Raw genomic sequence first — 17891 nt, 5'->3', positions numbered from 1 at the left:
CTTGACGTGATCGATAACATGAGTAAGGATTTGAGCGATAACATCCTCTGGGATGGATTGAACTCCTCAAATCTCACCAGCATGAAGGGCAATGATCATGCTCAGGAAAGCTATTGTCGGCCTGGGGGCCGGCGCGCTCTTGTTCGGCTCGGCCGCGTGCGGGGCCGACGACGGGGACGGCTCGGGCGGCGACTCGGGCGAGGGCCTGGTCGTCGGGTTCGCTCAGGTGGGCGCCGAGTCGGCGTGGCGGACGGCCAACTCCGACTCGGTGCAGGCGGCCGCCGAGGCCGACGACCGGATCGACGAGCTGAAGTTCGTCGACGCCCAGCAGGAGCAGGAAAAGCAGATCGAGGCGATCCGCAACTTCATCACCCAGCAGGTCGATGTGATCGTCCTGGCCCCGGTGGTGGAGACCGGCTGGACCGACGTGCTCGGCGAGGCCGAGACCGCCGGGATCCCGGTGGTCCTGGCCGACCGCGGCATCGAGGCGGCCGATGAGGACCTGTACGTCACCCGGCTGGGGTCGGACTTCGTCGAGGAGGGCCGCAAGGCCGGGTCCTGGACGGTCGAGACCTTCGGCGGCGGGGAGACCACCCGCATCCTGGAGCTGGAGGGCACGGTGGGGTCGGCCCCGGCCAACGACCGCAAGACCGGCTTCTACGAGGTCCTGGACGGCGAGGGGCTGGACTATGAGCTGGTCGATTCGCAGTCGGGCGACTTCACCGCCGAGGGCGGCAAGTCGGTGATGGAGACCTTCATCTCCACCCACGGGCTGGAGGAGGTCGACCTGCTGTACGCCCACAACGACGAGATGGGGCTGGGCGCGATCCAGGCGATCGAGGAGGCCGGGTTCGAGCCGGGCACCGATGTGCAGATCATCATCGTCGACGGTTCCAAGGCCGGGTTCGAGGCCGGCGTGGACGGCAAGGTCAACTACATCGTGGAGTGCAACCCGGTCTTCGGCGACCAGTTGATGGACGTGGTCGTCCAGGTCGAGGCCGGTGAAGAGCTCGAGAAGTTCACCCCGGTCGAGGAAGGCGTGTTCGGTCCCGACGACTTCGAAGACGAACTCCCCAACCGGCAGTTCTAGCTTCGGCTGGTGCTCGAATGAAATGATCGTGTCCGGGCGGTGGAGCACCGCCCGGACACGATCCACCCAGCCCCGTCCGCTCCTCGAACCGAAAGAATGAACCCATGTCCGACGAGCCGATCGTCCAAATGGCCGGCATCACGAAGGACTTCACCGGCGTCCGCGCTCTCGAAAGCGTCGACTTCACGCTCCGGCCCGGCGAAATCCACGCCATCATGGGCGAGAACGGCGCCGGCAAGTCCACACTGATCAAAGTCTTGACCGGGGTCCACGCCCCCGACGCCGGCCGCATCCTCCTGGACGGCGAGCCGGTCCGCTTCCACAGCCCCGGGCAGGCCCAGGCCGCCGGCATCTCGACCGTCTACCAGGAGGTCAACCTCACCGACAACCTGTCGGTGGCCGAGAACCTCTTCGCCGGCCGCGAGCCCCGCCTCGGCCCGTTCATCAACTTCCGCGCCATGCGCCGCAAGGCGAGCGCCCTGCTCGACCAGATCGGCATCGACCTCAACGTCGCCGCGCCGCTGTCGTCCTATTCGATCGCGATGCAGCAACTGGTCGCCATCGCCCGCGCCGTCGACTTCGAGGCCAAGGTCCTCATCCTCGACGAGCCGACCTCCTCGCTCGACCGCGACGAGGTCGAGGTCCTCATGCGCGTGATGCGCAAGCTCGCCGGGGACGGGGTGGCGATGGTGTTCATCTCCCACTTCCTCGACCAGGTCTACGAGGTCTGCGACCGCATGACCGTGCTGCGCAACGGCAAGCTCGTCGGCGATTGGGACACCGATGCGCTGCCGGAGAACGAGCTGATCGGCCACATGCTCGGCCGCGAGGTCGAAACGCTCGAGGCCATCGAGCACCGGCCGGACCGCTGGCCGCCCGGCGACGCCGCTCCCCTGGTGTCGGCCGAGGGCCTGGGCCGCCGGGGCTCGATCGCCCCGTTCGACCTCGACGTCCGCGAAGGCGAGGTGGTCGGCCTGGCCGGGCTGCTCGGCTCGGGCCGCACCGAGACCGCCCGCCTCATCGCCGGCGCCGACCGCCACGACTCGGGCTCGCTGTCCTTGGACGGTTCCAAGCTGCGCGGCCACAACCCGCGCACCGCCGCCGCCCGCGGCATCGGCTTCTGCCCCGAGAACCGCAAGACCGAGGGGCTGGTGCCGGACCTGTCGGTGGCCGAGAACATCGTCCTGGCGATGCAGGCCGCCCGCGGATGGGCCCGCACCATCCCGCCGGCCCGCCGCGACAAGCTGGTCGCCGAGTTCATCGCCAAGCTCGACATCCGCCCGGCCGACCCCCACCTGCCGGTCAAGAACCTCTCCGGCGGCAACCAGCAGAAGGTCCTGCTGGCCCGATGGATGCTCCTCCAGCCGCGGCTGCTGATCCTCGACGAACCCACCCGCGGCATCGACGTCGGTGCGAAGGCCGACATCCAACGCCTGGTCAACGAGCTCTCCGACGACGGCATGGCGGTCATGTTCATCTCCGCCGAGCTCGACGAGGTCACGCGCCTGTCCGACCGGATCGCCGTCCTGCGCGACCGCGAAATGATCGACATCCTCGGAGCGGAGTCCGAAATGACCACCGAACGCATCGTCGACACGATCGTCGCGAAGGGCGGTGAGCAGTGAACTCGTATCTGAAGCGCCTCTTCTGGCCCCTGGCGGTGCTGGTCGCCCTCCTGATCGTCAACATCGCGGTGACCGGCTTCGACTTCATCGTCCCGAGCGTCCACGACGGACGGCTCGGCGGCGCGTTCGTCAACATCCTGCGCGGGGCCGTGCCGCTGCTGCTGATCTCCCTGGGCATGACGATCGTCATCGCCACCAAGGGCATCGACCTCTCGGTCGGTGCGGTCTACGCGATCGGCGCGGCGATCGCCTGCCAGTGGATCCTCGACCGCGACCAGTCCGCGCTCGACACGGTGTTCACCGCCGTCGTCCTCGCCCTGGTGGTGGCCGCGGTGATCGGCGCCTGGAACGGGACCATGGTCGCCTACTTCGGGGTGCAGCCCATCGTCGCCACCCTGATCCTCATGATCGCCGGCCGCGGCATCGCCCAGCTCATCACCGGCGGCCAGATCCCGTCGGTCTCCGACGACACGCCCTTCGTCGAACTCGGCCGCGGCGCGATCGCCACCGTCCCGGTCCCGATCGTCATCGGCCTGGTCGTGTTCTTCGGCCTGGTGCTGCTGACGCGCACCACCGCCCTGGGGATGCTGCTCGAGTCCGTCGGCGGCAACCCCGAGGCCTCCCGCCTGGCCGGCATCCGCTCCAAGGGGATCACGATCCTCGCCTACCTCATCTGCGGCGCCTGCGCCGGGCTCGCCGGGATCATCGGCTCGGCGAACCTCGGCAGCGCCGACGCCAACAACGGCGGACTGTGGATCGAACTGGACGCCATCCTCGCCGTCGTCATCGGCGGCACCGCCCTCCTCGGAGGCCGGTTCTTCCTGCTGGGCACCGCCATCGGCGTGGCCATCATCGGCACCCTCGAGGACACGATCATCAACGTCGGGCTGTCGAGCCAGTGGCAGTTCACCGCCAAGGCGATCGTGGTCTTCATCGTGGCGATCCTCCAGAGCCCGGAGTTCCGCGCCTGGCTGCTCAAACCGTTCCGCAGCGGGTCCGCCGCCGAGCCGACCGCGCCCGAGCCGAAACCCGAGGAGAAGGCGGTGGCCAAATGAGCACCACCACGTTGACCGAGCGCTCCGACCGCTCCACGCTCTTCGACGGCCTCGGCCGCTACATCCCGATCGCGGCCACCATCGGACTGCTGATCGCCATGTACGCGGGCGGACTGGCCAACTACAGCAACTTCGACAATCCGCAACTGATCGCGGACCTGTTCATCGGCAACGCCGCCCTGCTCATCATCGCCGTGGGCATGACGTTCGTGATCCTCTCGGGGGGCATCGACCTCTCGGTGGGTTCGATGATGGCGTTCTCGACCATGGCCCTGGCGTGGATGACGGTCGAACTGGGCCTCCCGGCCGAGATCGCGGTGCCGGTCGTGCTGGTCTTCGGGACCGGCTCGGGGATGTTCACCGGCGCGGTCATCCACTACTTCAAAGTGCAGCCGTTCATCGCGACCCTGGCCGGGCTGTTCCTGTACCGGGGCCTGACGCTGCAGATCTCGGACCGGGACGTGTCGATCCGGGAGATCGAGTTCTTCTCCTGGGGCATGGACCGCGTCGAGTTCGGAAACGTCCGCGAGGGCGGGTTCAGCCTGCCGCACATCTCCTTCATCGCCTTCGCGGTGGTCATCATCGCGTTCATCGTGCTGCACTACACGCGCTTCGGCCGCAGCGTCTACGCCGTCGGCGGCTCCGAGCAGTCGGCGCTGCTGATGGGGCTGCCGACCGCTCGCACCAAGGTCGGCGTCTACGCCGTCTCGGGCTTCTGCGCCGCGCTCGGCGGGGTCGTCGCCGCCTACGCCACCCGGTCGGCCAACCCGCTGGCCGGGGTCGGACTGGAGCTGGACGCGATCGCCGCCGTGGTCATCGGCGGCACGCTCCTGACCGGTGGGAGCGGCTTCGTCCTCGGGACGGTCGCGGGCGTGATGGTGATGGGCATGATCTCCACGATCATCGCCTTCCAGGGCAACCTGAACTCGTGGTGGGCCCGGATCGCGGTCGGGGTGCTGCTGCTGGCGTTCATCCTGCTCCAGCGGTTCCTGGGCCGCTCGGGCGAGAAGCGGAAGACTTAGGGCCCCTCACGTCCCCCCGGCGGGGCCGCCGACCGACACGGTCGGCGGCCCTAAAACTTCGCGGTCACCGGCGCTTGGGCGGACCCGAGGAGTCCCGAACGATCAGTTCGGGCGAGGGCCAGCACGGCTTGGGCTTGGGCACCGAGCCGTCCAGGCGGTGGCGCAGCAGCTCGAACGCGCCCCTGCCGACCGCCTCGAAGTCCTGGTTGACGGTGGTGAGCGCCGGTGTCATGTAGGCGGCGAACGGGGTGTTGTCGAACCCGACGATGCTGAGGTCCCCGGGCACGTCCCGGCCGATCAGGTGCGCCGCGCGGATCGCGGCCAGGGCCAGGTCGTCGTTGCCGCACAGGATCGCGGTGACCGTCTCGTCGCGCACCAACGGCTGCACCGCCTCGAACGCCTCGGGGATCGACCATCCAGAGTAGACCACCGGCGGCACGTGCCGGCCGGCCTGCCGGAGCGCCTCGATCCAGCCCTCGGCGCGGTGCGACTTCAGGACGGCCTCGGTGCCCTTGGCGGTGGGGATCGCGAGGTGGTGGACGGTCGAGTGCCCCAGGTCGAGCAGGTGCCTGGTGGCCTCGACCGCGGCGGCGCCGTCGTCGAGGCCGATCAGCCACGGCTCGTCGGGCTCCTTGCCGGTGTACTCGCCGATGGCGACCATCGCCTCGGGCTGCGAGGCCAGCAGCGTCCGGCGGGCGCGCATGCCGGGATCGTCGTGGGCGACGACGATGACCGGTTCCCCGGCCCGGGGCAGCCGCATGGTGATGCTGGCGTCCGAGTGGGTCTCGGCGGGGTCGAGCACGGAGATCGAGACGCTCCAGCCGGCGGCCCGGGCGGCCTTCTCGATGCCCCGCAGGGAGGCCTCGGAGCCGTAGAGGGAGGTGTCGGCGGTGAGGACGGTGACCGACTGGACGGCGCCTCCCGCGAGGGTGCGGGCCAGCCGGTTGGGCCGGTATCCTAGCTCGGCGATGGCGTCCATCACGCGGTCGCGCGTGCCCGGAGCTACCCGGGGCGAGCCGTTGACGACCCGCGAGACGGTCTGGTGCGAGACCCCGGCGAGCCTCGCCACGTCCCAGATGCTCGCGGCTTTCTTGGCTGCGGCCATTGCGGGCGGTCACCTCCTATGCGGCAGCTCTGAATGTTCCGAACGACGACCGGGGAGCTGCGATCCACGTTTGTGTCGTCAACAAGCATCCGGTATCTGACGGATCCTTGCAAAGGCTTGACCGATCCTTGATCAGCGCCGTCGGAACAACGTCACAAGTATAGTATGTTATCGGTCACAGTCCTTCGCGTCAATCCTTTTCGGTCACAGATTGATAACGTCCGGGAACGCAGCGGCGGGGCCGGAGCGGCTCCGCGGCCGCCCCGGCCCCGCCGGCGGTGACTGCGCGGGCTAACCGACCGCCCAGTGCTGGACCGCCTGGTCGTTGCAGGTCCACTGCTGGACGGCCGCACCGTCCTCGGTGCCCCAGTCGGTGTTGTCCAGGCAGAGGCCGCTGTAGCGGTTGACGATGTTGGAGTAGCCGCCGCCGGCGTCGACGATCTCCCACTGCTGGACCTCGTTGCCGTTGCAGGACCACTGGCGGACCTCGGCACCGTCCTCGGTCCCCCACTCGTAATCGTCCAGGCACAGGCCGGAGTAGGCGTTGCGGATGGCGTGGTAGCCGTTGCCCAGATCCTCCAGGTACCAGTCCTGGACGGCCGCGCCGTTGCAGGACCACTGGCGGACCTCGGCGCCGTCCTCGGTGCCCCACTCGTAATCGTCCAGGCACAGGTCGCTGTGCTCGTTCCGGATCTGCACCGGAGTCGGCTCCCCCGACGGACCGTCCAGCACCGTGGAGGTCGAGACCGGGACGCCCAGGTCCGGCGTGCCGTCGGACTCGAAGTCGATCTTCTGCACCCGGGTGGTCCGGGTCGTGCCGCAGCCGTCGGATTCCGAATCGTTGGCGTGGTAGGCGATCCAGGTCTCCGTGCCGTCCGGGGAGGTGAAGAACGAGTGATGCGCCGGGCCGTAGACCCCGGCGGCGTCGTTACGCTCGAAGATCGGGTCCGGGTGCTTGTACCAGGAGCTCTGCTGCAGCGGATCGCCGCCGGTGTACTCGAGCATCCCGATCTTGTAGTTCGGACCCCAGCACGCGCTGGCCGAATAGGTCAGGAACGTCCGGCCGTTGCGGTGGATGGGGAAGGTCCCCTCGTTGACCTCGCCGTCCTGGGTCTCCCACGACAGCGTCGGCGCCGAGATCCGGCTGCCGTGCCCGGCGGCCGTCCACGGGTTCGACATCGGCGCGATGTAGTTCGACTGCAGGCCGTCTCCCGGATGGAAGGCCGAGAAGGTCATGTACAACTGCCCGTCCAGGTGCATCGGGGCCGCGTCGATCGCCCACTCGTTGTCGGGCATCAGGTCCAGGATGCCCAGGACCGTGTAGGGCCCCATCGGGTCGGACCCGGCGCTCTGCGCCACGTGGGTGCGGCGGGGCAGGTCCCCCTGCTCGACCGAGTAGTACAGGTACCAGCGGCCGTCGATCATCTCCAGGTGCGGCGCCCACATGGTGTCGCCGCCGGTCTCCACCACCACCTGCTCGGCGGCGCCGTCCAGCCCCGCGATGGTCGACGACTTGCGCATGACCACCTGCGACGACCAGGTCGTCGCGACGTAGTAGTAGAAGCCCTCGTGCTGGACCAGGGTCGGGTCGGCGCTGTTGGGCGGGCCGACCGCCGGGTTGGTGAACGAAGGACCCGGCTCCGCCTCGGCCCGGTCGGCGCCGAGCGCCACCTGCAGCGACAGCACGAGCGCGAGGACGACGGCGAGCCGCAGCATCACGCGTGCCGTCCATTGTCTGCTGACCATTGTCATGGATACTCCTCATGTAGGTCGCGGCGGCGCTGATGTGATCGATCACATCATCACCGTCGGCTCGGGTATCGGAGGGAACGGATCCGTGAACGGGCGGAGGGTGGGCCCGACGTCCTCATGCCGATATTTTGATATCTCGATGAGACTGAGGTTGACGTTAACATGTGATCGATCTCATGTCAACGGCCGGAACGGCCGCCCGCCGGGAAACCGGCGCTCAGGGTGCCGACATCGCCTCGGCCGCCGACTCCGGCGGACGCTTGACCAGGAACGACGCCGCCACGGCCACCAGAGCCAGCGCGGTGCCGCACCGGAAGGCGACGTGGATGCCGCCCGACTGCGCGGCGGCCGGTTCCATCCCGGCCTCGAGGTTCGCGGCGGTCCCGGTGGTCATGACGGTGATGAACAGCGCGGTCCCGGCGGCGCCCGCGAGCTGCTGGAGGGTGTTCACGATCGCGCTGCCGTGGGCGTACAGCTCGGGCCGCAGCGACCCGAGCGCCGAGGTCATCAGCGGGGTCATCAGGAGCCCGAGCCCGATCATGAGCATGAGGTTGGCCCCGAGCGCGAACTCGGTGGCGCTGGTCTGGTCGAGCAGGTTCATGAGTCCGAGCGCGCCGGCGGCGACCATGGAGCCGGGGATGACCAGCGGCCGGGGGCCGAATCGGTCGAACAGCCACCCGATGAGCGGCGCTATCAGGCCCATCGCCAGGCCGCCGGGAAGGAGTACCAGGCCGGTCTCGAGGGTGGTCAGGCCGAGCACGTTCTGGAGGTAGATCGGCAGCAGGATGAGGGTGCCGAACAGTGCCCCCATGGAGATGACCAGCATCACCGTCCCCACCACGAAGGCGCGGTCGCGGAAGGGGCGCAGGTCCATCAGGGCCGCGTCGCCGCGTTGGAGGACGATCTGCCGCCGCACGAACAGCACCAGCGCCGCGGCCCCGATCGCGATCGGCAGCCCTGGGGGGACGGTTGCGTCGGACTCCGCGGCCTCGCCGATGCTGCTGAGTCCGTAGATCAGGCAGCCGAAGGTCACGGCCGAGAGCAGGACCGACGGCAGGTCGAACTTGACCGATTTGGGTTCGGTGATGTTCTTGACCAGTCCCGCGCCCAGCGCCAGGCTCAGCATGGCGATCGGCAGCACCGACAGGAACATCCACCGCCATCCCAGGACCGAGAGGATGAACCCCGAGAAGGTCGGGCCGACGGCCGGGGCCACGGAGATGACGATGGTGATCAGCCCCATGGTGCGTCCGCGGCGGTCGGCGGGGACGAAGGTGAGCACGGTGGTGATCAGCAGCGGCAGCATGACGGCGGTGCCGCCGGCCTGGATCACGCGGGCGGCCACGAGGAATCCGAAGACCGGGGCGATGGCCGCGAGCAGGGTGCCGCCGGAGAACAGCGACATGGCGCCGATGAAGACCGCGCGGGTGGTGAATCGCTGCAGGATCAGCCCGGTGGTGGGGATGACCACGGCCATGGTCAGCATGAAGGCGGTGGTCAGCCACTGCGCGGTCGCGGCGGTGACCGACAGTTCGGTCATGAGCTTGGGGATCGCCACGCTCATCACCGTCTCGTTGAGGATCATGACGAACGAGGCGGCGAGGAGGAGCCCGATGACGAGTTTGATCCGGCGTGGAATCTCCGGTCCCGGCCGGTCGGCGGGGGTTCGGGGTGTTTCGGCCGGTGGCTCGTCCACGCTCTGGGGGCACCTTTCTGGGACGGGGCGCGGCTGCGCCGGCACGGGTGAATCGGCGCGCGCGGCGCCGCCCACCGCGCTGCAGTCTACGTCCTATGTGTTAACAAGCGCCAGGTCGTCGACCAAGGTGGACCCTCGGTGCGCGCCGGGTGGGCGGCCGCGGCGGCGGCGGTGCATCATGGGTGGGTCGGAAGGAGTCTGCGGTGGATGCGGTGCGGATTGCGGTGCTGGTGGCGGCCTTGGTGCTGGTCGGCCTGATGGCCGGGGTGTTCTTCGCGTATTCGGTGTCGGTGATGCCCGGGCTCGGACGGACCGACGACCGCACCTTCGTCGGAGCGTTCCAGGCCGTCGATCGGGCCATCCTCAACCCGGTGTTCCTGTCGGTCTTCGTCGGCGCGCTCCTCGCCACCGCCGCCGCGGCCGTGCTGTACCTCGTCGACGGCCGTGCCCGGGTGGCGACCTGGGCCATCGTGGCGTTCGCGCTCTACTTCGCGGCCGTGGCGATCACCGGGCGGGTGCACGTGCCGCGCAACGACGAGATCAAGGCCGCCGGCGAGCCCGACGGCATCGACCCGGCCGTGGTCCGCGAGCGGTTCTCCGAGGACGTGTGGCGGCGCTGGAACACCGTCCGGGTGCTGCTGAGCACCGCGTCGCTGGTGTGTCTGGCGGTCGCGGTCTCGGCCCTTTGAGCACGGCCGTGGCCGGGACCGTTTCATGCCGGTTTTGCCGGGTATCCTCCGCTTGCTGATCGCAAGGGAGGGACATCATGGCCGATGAGACTTCGACACTGGTCAGGCTCGGCGACACCGACCTGACCGTCGCCAACGAAGCCGACGATGTCCGGGGGCTGAAGGTCTTCGACCCGCGGGGCAACGAGGTCGGCAAGGTCGACAGCCTGCTGATCGACCGCGGGGAGCGCAGGGTGCGGTTCCTCGAGGTCGGTTCCGGGGGCTTCCTCGGCATGGGTAAGCGGCAGGTGCTCATCCCGGTCGACGCCGTCACCGGGGTCGACGACGACAACGTCTACATCAACCGGGAACGCGCCCACGTCGCGGCCGGACCGGGCTACGATCCCGAGCTGGCCCCCGAGCCGGAGCGGGGCTACCTGGAGGACGTCTACGGGCACTACGGGGTCGTGCCCCACTGGGGGTCGGGGTACATCTATCCGGGATACCCGTTCCGATGAGGAATGGCCGGACGAGGCCGTCGGTCGCCGACCCCGCGGGGTCGGCGACCGACGGCGTCCGCGGCGGGCGGGCAGCGCCGGTCCGCCCGCCGCGCCGGACTAGTTCAGTCCGTTGTGGATGGCGGAGACCAGTTCGCCGTCGCCGGTGTCGCCGGACAGCTCCCAGGAGAAGGCGCCGAGCAGGCCCTGTCCGTTGAGCCAGTCGACCTTCTGGCCGATCGTCGCCGGGGTGTCGTAGCTCCACCAGTCGTCGCCGCAGTGGGCGTAGGCGGTGCCGGCGACGGTGCCGGTGGACGGGCAGGAGTCGACCAGGACCTTGTAGTCCTCGATCCCCGACTCGTAGGTGCCCGAGGCGGCGCCGGTCGCCGAGCCTCCCGGTGCCGACTGGTCGACGCCGGTCCAGCCGCGGCCGTAGAAGCCGAAGCCGAGCAGCATCTTGTCGGCGGGCACTCCGATCGACTTCAGCTTCGAGATCGCGTTGGCCCCGTAGAAGTCGGCGTTCGGGATGCCGTCGTAGGAGTGCAGCGGCGAGTGCGGCGCGGTCGGCCCCTGGGCGTCCCAGGCTCCGAAGAAGTCGTACGTCATGACCATGTAGAAGTCGACGTACTGAGCGGCGGCGTCGTACCCGCCGGCGTCGATCTTGCCGCCCGACGAGGCGTCGGCGGTGATCGCGGCGGTCACCAGCTCACCGCCGAACTCGCCGCGCAGCGCCTGCATCAGGTCCGGGTAGGCCTGGGTCCCGCTGTCGTCGCAGGACAGTCCGCACGCGTTGGGGTACTCCCAGTCGATGTCGATGCCGTCGAACAGGCCGTCCCAGCGCGGGTCGTGGAGCAGGTCGTAGCAGGAGTCGGCGAAGGCCGACGGGTTCTGCGCCGCCTCTCCGAAGCCGCCGGAGTAGGTCCAGCCGCCGAACGACCACAGGACCTTGATGTGCGGGTACATCTCCTTGAGCTTGAGCAACTGGTTGAAGTTCCCTCGCAGGTCCTGGTCCCAGTCGTCGGCGACGCCGTCGACCGATTCGGCGGCGGTGTAGGCCTTGTCGGTCGCCGCGTACGAGTCGTCGAGTCGGCATTCGCCGTCCTGGACGTTGCCGAAGGCGTACACGATGTGGGTCAGCTCCTCTGCCGAGCCGGAGGTCGCGATGTCCTTGACGTGGTAGTCGCGGCCGTAGACGCCCCACTCGGTGAAGTAGGCGACGTTGTACTGCTCGGTGGGCGGGTCGACCGGATCGCTCGGGTCGTCGGTGGGGTCGTCGGTCGGGTCGTCGGAGGTCGGGTCGTCGGTGGGCTCGCCGTCGCCCGAGCAGGGTCCGAGGTCCTCCCAGACGTCGGCGGTGCCGGGTTCATCGCCCTGGGTCCACCACTGGGCGCGGTATTTGGTGCCGTTGTGGCCGACTTCGTCGCCGCCGACGTAGACGCCGGAGGCGTCCCAGTCGGCCGGGCAGCCGCCGGGGTCGCCGGTCGGGTCGTCGGTGGGGTCGCCCCCGCCGTCACCGCAGGGGCCCAGGTCCTCCCAGACTCCCCACTCGCCGGTCGTGCCGGGCTCCTCGCCCTGCGTCCACCACTGGGCGCGCCATTCGTTGCCGTTGTGGCTGGCCTGGTCACCGCCGTTGTAGACGGCCGCGGAGTCCCAGGCCGCCGAACAGGTCTGCTGGGCGGTGGCGGTGAAGGGATTCGCTACGGCGTAGATGGCACCGCTGAGGGCCACGGCCAGGGCCGCGGTCATCGCGATGAGCATGCGCCGGGATCTGAGGCGGCTCAATGCTTCCTCCCAAAAGTAAAGAGACTTAATTGATAAGTATCTTTATCTTTACGGGTGGATCCTTCGAAGTCAAGGCTCGGCGCGAAAAAATTTCCAGGCCCGCGGCATGCCGGTCCGGGCCCGGTTCAGCCTCCGTAGACGATCCGGTGCGAGGCTTCGTGCGCGCGCCTGGTCAGCCGCCGGTAGTGATTGAGGAACTCCTGCGTGTCCTCGCCGAAGTCGAGCGTCTGCGCCAGCGCGGTCAGCTCGGGCCCCGAACGCGGCAGCTCGTCGCGCGGCACCCCGCGCGCCAGGGTCATGTCGTTGCGGACCCGGGTGACGAACTCCCAGGCCGACCGCAGGTCGTCCAGATCGGTCCGGTCGATGTAGCCGGCCGCGGCGGCGGCTTCCAGGACCGGGACGGTGCGGGTGGTGCGGAAGTCGGCGTCGTCGCCGTGCTCGAGTTGGAGCAACTGGGCGGCCCATTCGATGTCGACCAGGCCGCCGCGCCCGAGCTTGGTGTGGGCGTTGGGGTCGGCCCCGAGCGGGAGGCGCTCGGAGTCGACGCGGGCCTTGACGCGGCGGAACTCGAGCCGTTCGGCCTCGCTCAGTCCGCCGGGCCGGTAGCGGATCGAGTCGGCCAGTTCGCTCCACCGGTCGAGCAGGTCCTGGTCTCCGGCGACGGGGCGGGCCCGCAGCAGCGCCTGCCGCTCCCACAGCCGGGCCCGGTCGGCGTAGTAGCGCTCGTAGGCGGCCAGGCTCGGCACGAGCGGGCCGCCTTTGCCTTCGGGGCGCAGGCCGAGGTCGATCTCGACCGGGGGGTCGTCGGTGGGCGCCGACAGGAGCGTGCGGACCGATTCGACGATGCGGCCGGCGGCCTTGCGGGCGGCGTCGCCCTCGCCGTTGTGGACGAACACGACGTCGGCGTCGGAGCCGTAGCCGGTCTCGCGGCCGCCGAAGCGTCCCATGCCGACCACGGCCAGCGGCGGGGGGTCGGGCACGTCGCGGGCGGCGACGGCGAGTGTGGCGTCGACGACGGCATCGGTGAGGTCGGACAGGGCCAGGCCGACCTCCTGGTCGTCGAGGAGGCCGAGGAGGTCGGCGGCGGCGATGCGGATGAGTTCGCGGCGGCGGATGGCGCGGACGGCGGCGACGGCGGCGGTCGCGTCGGCGTGCCGGGCGGCGGCCTGCCGCATCCCTTCGGCGAGGTGATCGCGGCCGCGGGGTTCGAGGTCGGCGTTGTCGGAGAGGTACCGCAGCGACTGGGGGTCGCGCAGCAGCAGGCCGGCGAAATAGCGGGAGGTGCCCAGCAGTCGGGCCAGGCGTACCGCGGCCGGGCCGCCGTCGCGCAGCAGCCGCAGGTACCAGGGGGTGGAGCCGAGCTTGTCGGAGACCTGGCGGTAGGCGAGCAGGCCGCGGTTCGGTTCGGGCGAGTCGGCCAGTTCGTGGAGCACGACCGGCAGCAGCGCCCGCTGGACGGTGGCGGTGCGGGAGACGCCGGCGGTGAGCCGGCGGATGTGGGTGAGGGCGCCGGCGGGGTCGGCGAAGCCGAGCACGGCCAGGCGCGAGGCGGCCTCGGTCTCGGGCATGCGCAGCTCGTCGGTCGGCACCCGGGCGACCGCGTCGAGCAGGGGCTTGTACAGCAGTTTCTCGTGCAGGCGCCTCGCGGTCGAGGCGTGGGCGCGCCAGGCGGTGAGGAAGTCCTCGTCGGAGTGGTAGCCCATGCCGCGGGCGAGCCGGTGGAGCGGTTCGCCGCCGTCGGGGACGCGGTGGGTGCGCAGCAGCCGCTGGAGCTGGAGGCGGTGCTCGACGCTGCGCAGGAAGGCGTAGGTGTCGGTGAGGTCCTCGCCGTCGCGGCGGGCGAGGTAGCCGGCGTCGACGAGCACTTCGAGTGCTTCGAGCGTGGACCGCACCCGCAGGCCGGGGTCGCCGCGGCCGTGGACGAGTTGGAGCAGTTGCACGGCGAACTCGATGTCACGCAGGCCCCCGGGGCCGAGCTTGAGCTCCCATCTGCGTTCGGCGCGGGGCACCGATTCGGCGACCTTGCGGCGCATGTCGCGGATCTCGGCGACGACGCCGGGGCGGTTGGCGGCGTCCCAGATGAACGGCTGGACGGCGGCGAGCCAGTCGAGCCCGAGCTGGAGGTCGCCGGCGGCGGGCCTGGCCTTGAGCAGGGCCTGGAACTCCCAGGTACGGGCCCAGTCGCGCAGGTAGGCCAGGTAGGAGTCGACGGTGCGCACCAGTGCGCCGTGGCGGCCCTCGGGGCGCAGCCCGGCGTCGACCGGCCAGGTGGCGGGGCCGACGATCTGGATCATGCGGGCCGCCTGCCGGGTGGCGAGGTCGAGGTCGTCTTCGGCGACGAAGACGACGTCGACGTCGGAGACGTAGTTGAGCTCCTCGGCGCCGGTCTTGCCCATCGCGATCACCGCCAGCCGGGTCGAACCGGGGATCTCCTCGCGGGCCAGTTCGAGGCCGCGGGCGAGGACGGCGTCGGCCAGGCGGGAGATGGCGTCGGAGGTGGCGGTCAGGTCGGTCTCGCCGGTGAGGTCGGCGGCGCTGATGCGCAGCAGGTTGGCTTTCCAGGCGAAGCCGAGGCCGGCGGCGTCGGCGGCGCGGATGCGGCCGAGCCCGGCCTCCTCGGTCTCGGTGAGGGCGGATTCGACCTCGGGGTGGGCGCGCATGAAGTCGCCGAGGGCGTTGCTGGCCTCGGTCACCGCCAGGCGGGCGTGGTCGGGCTCAGGCATCGAGCACCGGCAGCTCGCGGCGCTCGCCGGCGGCGATGCGCGCGAAGCGCTGCATGATCGGCCGCCAGGTCTCGACGATGTGCGGGTCGACCCCGCGGGCCTGGTCGAGCGCTTCGTCGTCGAAGTCGCCGAAGGCGGCGAGCTGGTCGGGGGCGAGTTCGAAGTGGGACTGGACGCCCCAGGCCGCCTCGCCGATGCGGAAGGCCTCCAGCGAGCCGTACGGGGAGGCCGCCAGCAGCGTGGCGGTCTCGGGGAGGGCGGTGAGCTCCCGCTCGCCGCGGCGGATGACGTCGAGGGTCATGGGGGCGGGCCCGAACAGCAGGTCGAAACCGGCCGCGTCGCGTTTGGCGAGCATCCGGGGGCCGTTGGCCCGGTCGGTGGGCTCGGAGGCGCCGCCGAAGGCGGCGGCGAGCATGCGGGCGGAGGCGCCGAGGGCGAAGACGGGGGTCGAGTCGGCGACGGCGCATTCGAGCAGGCCGGTCAGTTCCTCGTCCCAGTCCTCGCCGCGGCCGCCGCCGAGGGCGATGAGGCCCTCGTGGCCGCCGGCGCTTTTCGGGACGGGGTCCCCGGCGTGGGGCCGGACGACGTCGAACCCCATGCCCGCCTCGGCGAGCCAGTCCCCCGCGCGTCCGAGCCCCTGTCCGGGGTCGTTCTCGATCACGAGTGCAGTGGTCACCGTCCCATCGTAAGCGGTCAGAGATTGATGTACCTCTGGCGCTCGAAGGCGGTGACCTGCGTGCGGTAGTCGTCCCATTCCTTGCGCTTGTTCTTCAGGAAGTAGTCGAAGACGTGCTCGCCGAGGACCTCGGGGACCAGGTCGGAGGCCTCCATGGCGTCGAGGGCCTCGTTCAGCGACGAGGGCAGCGGCTGGTAGCCGGCGGCGACGCGCTCGGCGCCGGTGAGGGCGCTGACGTCGTCCTCGGTGCCCGGAGGGAGCTCGTAGCCCTCCTCGATGCCCTTGAGGCCGGCGCCGAGCAGGACCGCGTAGGTCAGATACGGGTTGGCCGCCGCGTCCAGGGAGCGGATCTCGACGCGGGCCGAGTTCGGCTTGCCGTAGGCGGGCACGCGCACCAGCGCCGACCGGTTGGCCTTGCCCCAGCACACGTACGAGGGCGCCTCGGAGATCTGGCCGGGCAGCGGACTGGAGTAGAGGCGTTTGTAGGAGTTGACCCACTGGCAGGTGATCGCGGTGAACTCCGGGGCGTGCTTGAGCATGCCGGCGACGAAGGCCTTGCCGGTCTTGGACAGGCGCTGCTCGTCGCCCGGGTCGTGGAAGGCGTTGTCCTCGCCTTCGAACAGCGACAGGTGGCTGTGCATGCCCGAGCCGGGCTGGTCGGCGAACGGCTTGGGCATGAACGAGGCGGTGACGCCCGAGGACAGGGCCACCTCCTTGACGATGTGCCTGAAGGTCATGATGTTGTCGGCGGTGGTCAGCGCGTCAGCGTAGCGCAGGTCGATCTCCTGCTGGCCGGGGGCGACCTCGTGGTGGCTGAACTCGACCGAGATGCCGACCCGCTCGAGCCCGAGGATGGCCTGGCGGCGGAAGTCGCGCGCGGTCGAGTGCGTGGTGTGGTCGAAGTAGCCGCCGTCGTCGACCGGCCTGGGGTCGTCGCCGCCGTCCTTGAGCAGGAAGAACTCGATCTCGGGGTGGACGTAGAAGGTGAAGCCGCGGTCGGCGGCCTTCGACAGCGACCGGCGCAGCACGTGGCGCGGGTCGGCCCAGGACGGAGCGCCCTCGGGGGTGAGGATGTCGCAGAACATCCGCGCCGACTCCCCGATCCCCCGGCCCTCGAACGGGAAGACCTGGAAGGTGGTGGGGTCGGGCATGGCGACCATGTCGGACTCGTAGACGCGGGCGAAGCCCTCGATCGCGGAGCCGTCGAAGCCGATGCCCTCTTCGAAGGCGGATTCGAGTTCGGCGGGTGCCACGCTCACCGATTTGAGCGTTCCGAGCACGTCGGTGAACCACAACCGCACGAACCGGATGTCACGCTCTTCGAGCGTGCGGAGCACGAACTCTTTCTGCCGTTCCATTGCGCGTTTCCTCTCGGTCCTGGGGCGGCCATTGTCTCACTGGCTTATTTCCCGGACGTTACTCTGCGGGGTCGCGGGCACGAACGCGAAGGCGGTACATTCGTGGGCGTGTTCGCAGGTACGGTGACCCGAATGTGGCGCTGGCCGGTCAAGGGCCTCCGCGGCGAGACGGTGCGATCGGCCACCGTCGGCCCCGCCGGCATGGCCGGGGACCGGGTACTGCGCGTGCTCGAGTCCGGGACCGGAGAGCGATTGTGGGGCGGCGGCCTGCCCCGGATGATGGGCTGGGAGGCGGCGTGGCCGGCCCAGTGCGGCAGCGCCGACGGCACCGGCGACGCGCCGGTGCTGTACGAACCGGGCGGGGCGCCCTGGGCGGCCGACGACCCGGGCCTACCGGAGCGGCTCGCGTCCGATCTGGCTCTCGAACGGGGCGTGGAGCTGCGCCCGAACCGGAACGTCGACCGCATCCTGGTGATCTTCGAGGCCAGCCTCAAGCGCCTCGAAGAGGAGCTGGGCCGCGCGGTCGAGCCCGAGCGGTTCCGCCCCAACGTCATGGTCGAGACCGACGCCGACCCCTTCGCCGAGCTGGAGCTGGAACCGGGAACGGCGGTGCGCCTCGGGGAGGCCGAGCTGGGCGTGCAGGAGCCGTGCGAGCGGTGCGTGCTGCCGAGCTGGGACCCTTATGGACGCGAGCGGGACCGGGAGCTGCACCGGCTCATCGTCGGCGGGCACCGCAACCTGTTCGGCCTCTACCTCAAGACCTCTCGGGAAGCGCCCGTGCGCTTGGGCGACCCGGTTACCTGCTGGTAGACGTCCGACGCCCTGAGCCGGGGATCGGTCGG

14 protein-coding genes are annotated in these 17891 nt (G+C 70.1%); 7 read left to right on the top strand and 7 right to left on the bottom strand.

Annotation, left to right across the window (positions count from 1 at the left end; all coding sequences use genetic code 11):
• The first annotated feature begins 91 nt into the window (after positions 1 to 91).
• The 4 genes from CUT39_RS12690 (at position 92) to CUT39_RS12675 (ending at position 4792) form a co-directional block, all read left to right on the top strand.
• Entirely contained in the window at positions 92 to 1090 is a 999-nt protein-coding gene (locus CUT39_RS12690; RefSeq protein ID WP_198587090.1) for an ABC transporter substrate-binding protein, read from the top strand.
• A 104-nt stretch (positions 1091 to 1194) separates the two neighbouring features.
• Complete coding sequence (locus tag CUT39_RS12685; protein ID WP_100447062.1) at positions 1195 to 2715, top strand: sugar ABC transporter ATP-binding protein; 1521 nt, start codon at positions 1195 to 1197, stop codon at positions 2713 to 2715.
• On the top strand, positions 2712 to 3770 hold the full coding sequence (locus CUT39_RS12680; protein ID WP_100447060.1) for an ABC transporter permease: 1059 nt from the start codon (positions 2712 to 2714) through the stop codon (positions 3768 to 3770). Before CUT39_RS12685 ends, CUT39_RS12680 begins: the two co-directional genes overlap by 4 nt.
• Positions 3767 to 4792 (top strand): ABC transporter permease subunit, encoded by a 1026-nt coding sequence (locus CUT39_RS12675; RefSeq protein ID WP_100447058.1) that lies wholly within the window; start codon positions 3767 to 3769, stop codon positions 4790 to 4792. Before CUT39_RS12680 ends, CUT39_RS12675 begins: the two co-directional genes overlap by 4 nt.
• A gap of 64 nt (positions 4793 to 4856) precedes the next feature.
• On the opposite strand, the gene CUT39_RS12670 is transcribed toward CUT39_RS12675, so the two are convergent.
• From CUT39_RS12670 to CUT39_RS12660, 3 genes are all read right to left on the bottom strand, one after another.
• Positions 4857 to 5897 (bottom strand): LacI family DNA-binding transcriptional regulator, encoded by a 1041-nt coding sequence (locus tag CUT39_RS12670; protein WP_100447056.1) that lies wholly within the window; start codon positions 5895 to 5897, stop codon positions 4857 to 4859.
• 291 nt (positions 5898 to 6188) lie between these two features.
• Positions 6189 to 7649, bottom strand: a complete 1461-nt coding sequence (locus tag CUT39_RS12665; RefSeq protein WP_100447054.1) for a family 43 glycosylhydrolase — start codon at positions 7647 to 7649, stop codon at positions 6189 to 6191.
• A gap of 217 nt (positions 7650 to 7866) precedes the next feature.
• On the bottom strand, positions 7867 to 9345 hold the full coding sequence (locus CUT39_RS12660) for an MDR family MFS transporter (protein WP_232805731.1): 1479 nt from the start codon (positions 9343 to 9345) through the stop codon (positions 7867 to 7869).
• Positions 9346 to 9548: 203 nt separating this feature from the next.
• Between CUT39_RS12660 and CUT39_RS12655 the strand changes: the two genes are divergently transcribed.
• Together CUT39_RS12655 and CUT39_RS12650 are read left to right on the top strand one after the other, a co-directional pair.
• Positions 9549 to 10034 carry an anthrone oxygenase family protein gene (locus CUT39_RS12655; protein WP_198587089.1) on the top strand — a complete coding sequence of 162 codons (486 nt, stop codon included), beginning with the start codon at positions 9549 to 9551 and terminating at the stop codon, positions 10032 to 10034.
• Between the two features lie 77 nt (positions 10035 to 10111).
• Positions 10112 to 10531 (top strand): PRC-barrel domain-containing protein, encoded by a 420-nt coding sequence (locus CUT39_RS12650; protein ID WP_100447052.1) that lies wholly within the window; start codon positions 10112 to 10114, stop codon positions 10529 to 10531.
• Positions 10532 to 10630: 99 nt separating this feature from the next.
• On the opposite strand, the gene CUT39_RS12645 is transcribed toward CUT39_RS12650, so the two are convergent.
• From CUT39_RS12645 to CUT39_RS12635, 4 genes are all read right to left on the bottom strand, one after another.
• Positions 10631 to 12256: a glycosyl hydrolase family 18 protein gene (locus tag CUT39_RS12645; protein WP_408611143.1), complete on the bottom strand. Its 1626-nt coding sequence runs from the start codon at positions 12254 to 12256 to the stop codon at positions 10631 to 10633.
• 161 nt (positions 12257 to 12417) lie between these two features.
• A complete protein-coding gene (locus tag CUT39_RS12640; RefSeq protein WP_198587087.1) occupies positions 12418 to 15015 on the bottom strand; it encodes a bifunctional [glutamine synthetase] adenylyltransferase/[glutamine synthetase]-adenylyl-L-tyrosine phosphorylase in 2598 nt (865 codons plus the stop codon).
• Entirely contained in the window at positions 15008 to 15691 is a 684-nt protein-coding gene (locus tag CUT39_RS20805; protein ID WP_198587086.1) for a type 1 glutamine amidotransferase, read from the bottom strand. Before CUT39_RS20805 ends, CUT39_RS12640 begins: the two co-directional genes overlap by 8 nt.
• A gap of 17 nt (positions 15692 to 15708) precedes the next feature.
• On the bottom strand, positions 15709 to 17049 hold the full coding sequence (locus CUT39_RS12635; protein ID WP_100447049.1) for a glutamine synthetase family protein: 1341 nt from the start codon (positions 17047 to 17049) through the stop codon (positions 15709 to 15711).
• Positions 17050 to 17157: 108 nt separating this feature from the next.
• Between CUT39_RS12635 and CUT39_RS12630 the strand changes: the two genes are divergently transcribed.
• Positions 17158 to 17859 carry an MOSC domain-containing protein gene (locus tag CUT39_RS12630; RefSeq protein ID WP_157930664.1) on the top strand — a complete coding sequence of 234 codons (702 nt, stop codon included), beginning with the start codon at positions 17158 to 17160 and terminating at the stop codon, positions 17857 to 17859.
• Positions 17860 to 17891: the final 32 nt, after the last annotated feature.

This window comes from Glycomyces xiaoerkulensis (assembly GCF_002798405.1).
Lineage (GTDB): Bacteria > Actinomycetota > Actinomycetes > Mycobacteriales > Micromonosporaceae > Glycomyces > Glycomyces xiaoerkulensis.
Note: the sequence above shows the minus strand (reverse complement) of the source record. Positions and strands in the feature narration are given on the sequence as shown.

Excerpts from the sequence above, each read along its gene's own strand:
- CUT39_RS12690 (WP_198587090.1), top strand. The coding sequence starts at position 92 with ATGATCATGCTCAGGAAAGCTATTGTCGGCCTGGGGGCCGGCGCGCTC.
- CUT39_RS12685 (WP_100447062.1), top strand. The coding sequence starts at position 1,195 with ATGTCCGACGAGCCGATCGTCCAAATGGCCGGCATCACGAAGGACTTC.
- CUT39_RS12675 (WP_100447058.1), top strand. The coding sequence starts at position 3,767 with ATGAGCACCACCACGTTGACCGAGCGCTCCGACCGCTCCACGCTCTTC.
- CUT39_RS12670 (WP_100447056.1), bottom strand. The coding sequence starts at position 5,897 with ATGGCCGCAGCCAAGAAAGCCGCGAGCATCTGGGACGTGGCGAGGCTC.
- CUT39_RS12665 (WP_100447054.1), bottom strand. The coding sequence starts at position 7,649 with ATGACAATGGTCAGCAGACAATGGACGGCACGCGTGATGCTGCGGCTC.
- CUT39_RS12650 (WP_100447052.1), top strand. The coding sequence starts at position 10,112 with ATGGCCGATGAGACTTCGACACTGGTCAGGCTCGGCGACACCGACCTG.
- CUT39_RS12645 (WP_408611143.1), bottom strand. The coding sequence starts at position 12,256 with ATGACCGCGGCCCTGGCCGTGGCCCTCAGCGGTGCCATCTACGCCGTA.
- CUT39_RS12640 (WP_198587087.1), bottom strand. The coding sequence starts at position 15,015 with ATGCCTGAGCCCGACCACGCCCGCCTGGCGGTGACCGAGGCCAGCAAC.
- CUT39_RS12635 (WP_100447049.1), bottom strand. The coding sequence starts at position 17,049 with ATGGAACGGCAGAAAGAGTTCGTGCTCCGCACGCTCGAAGAGCGTGAC.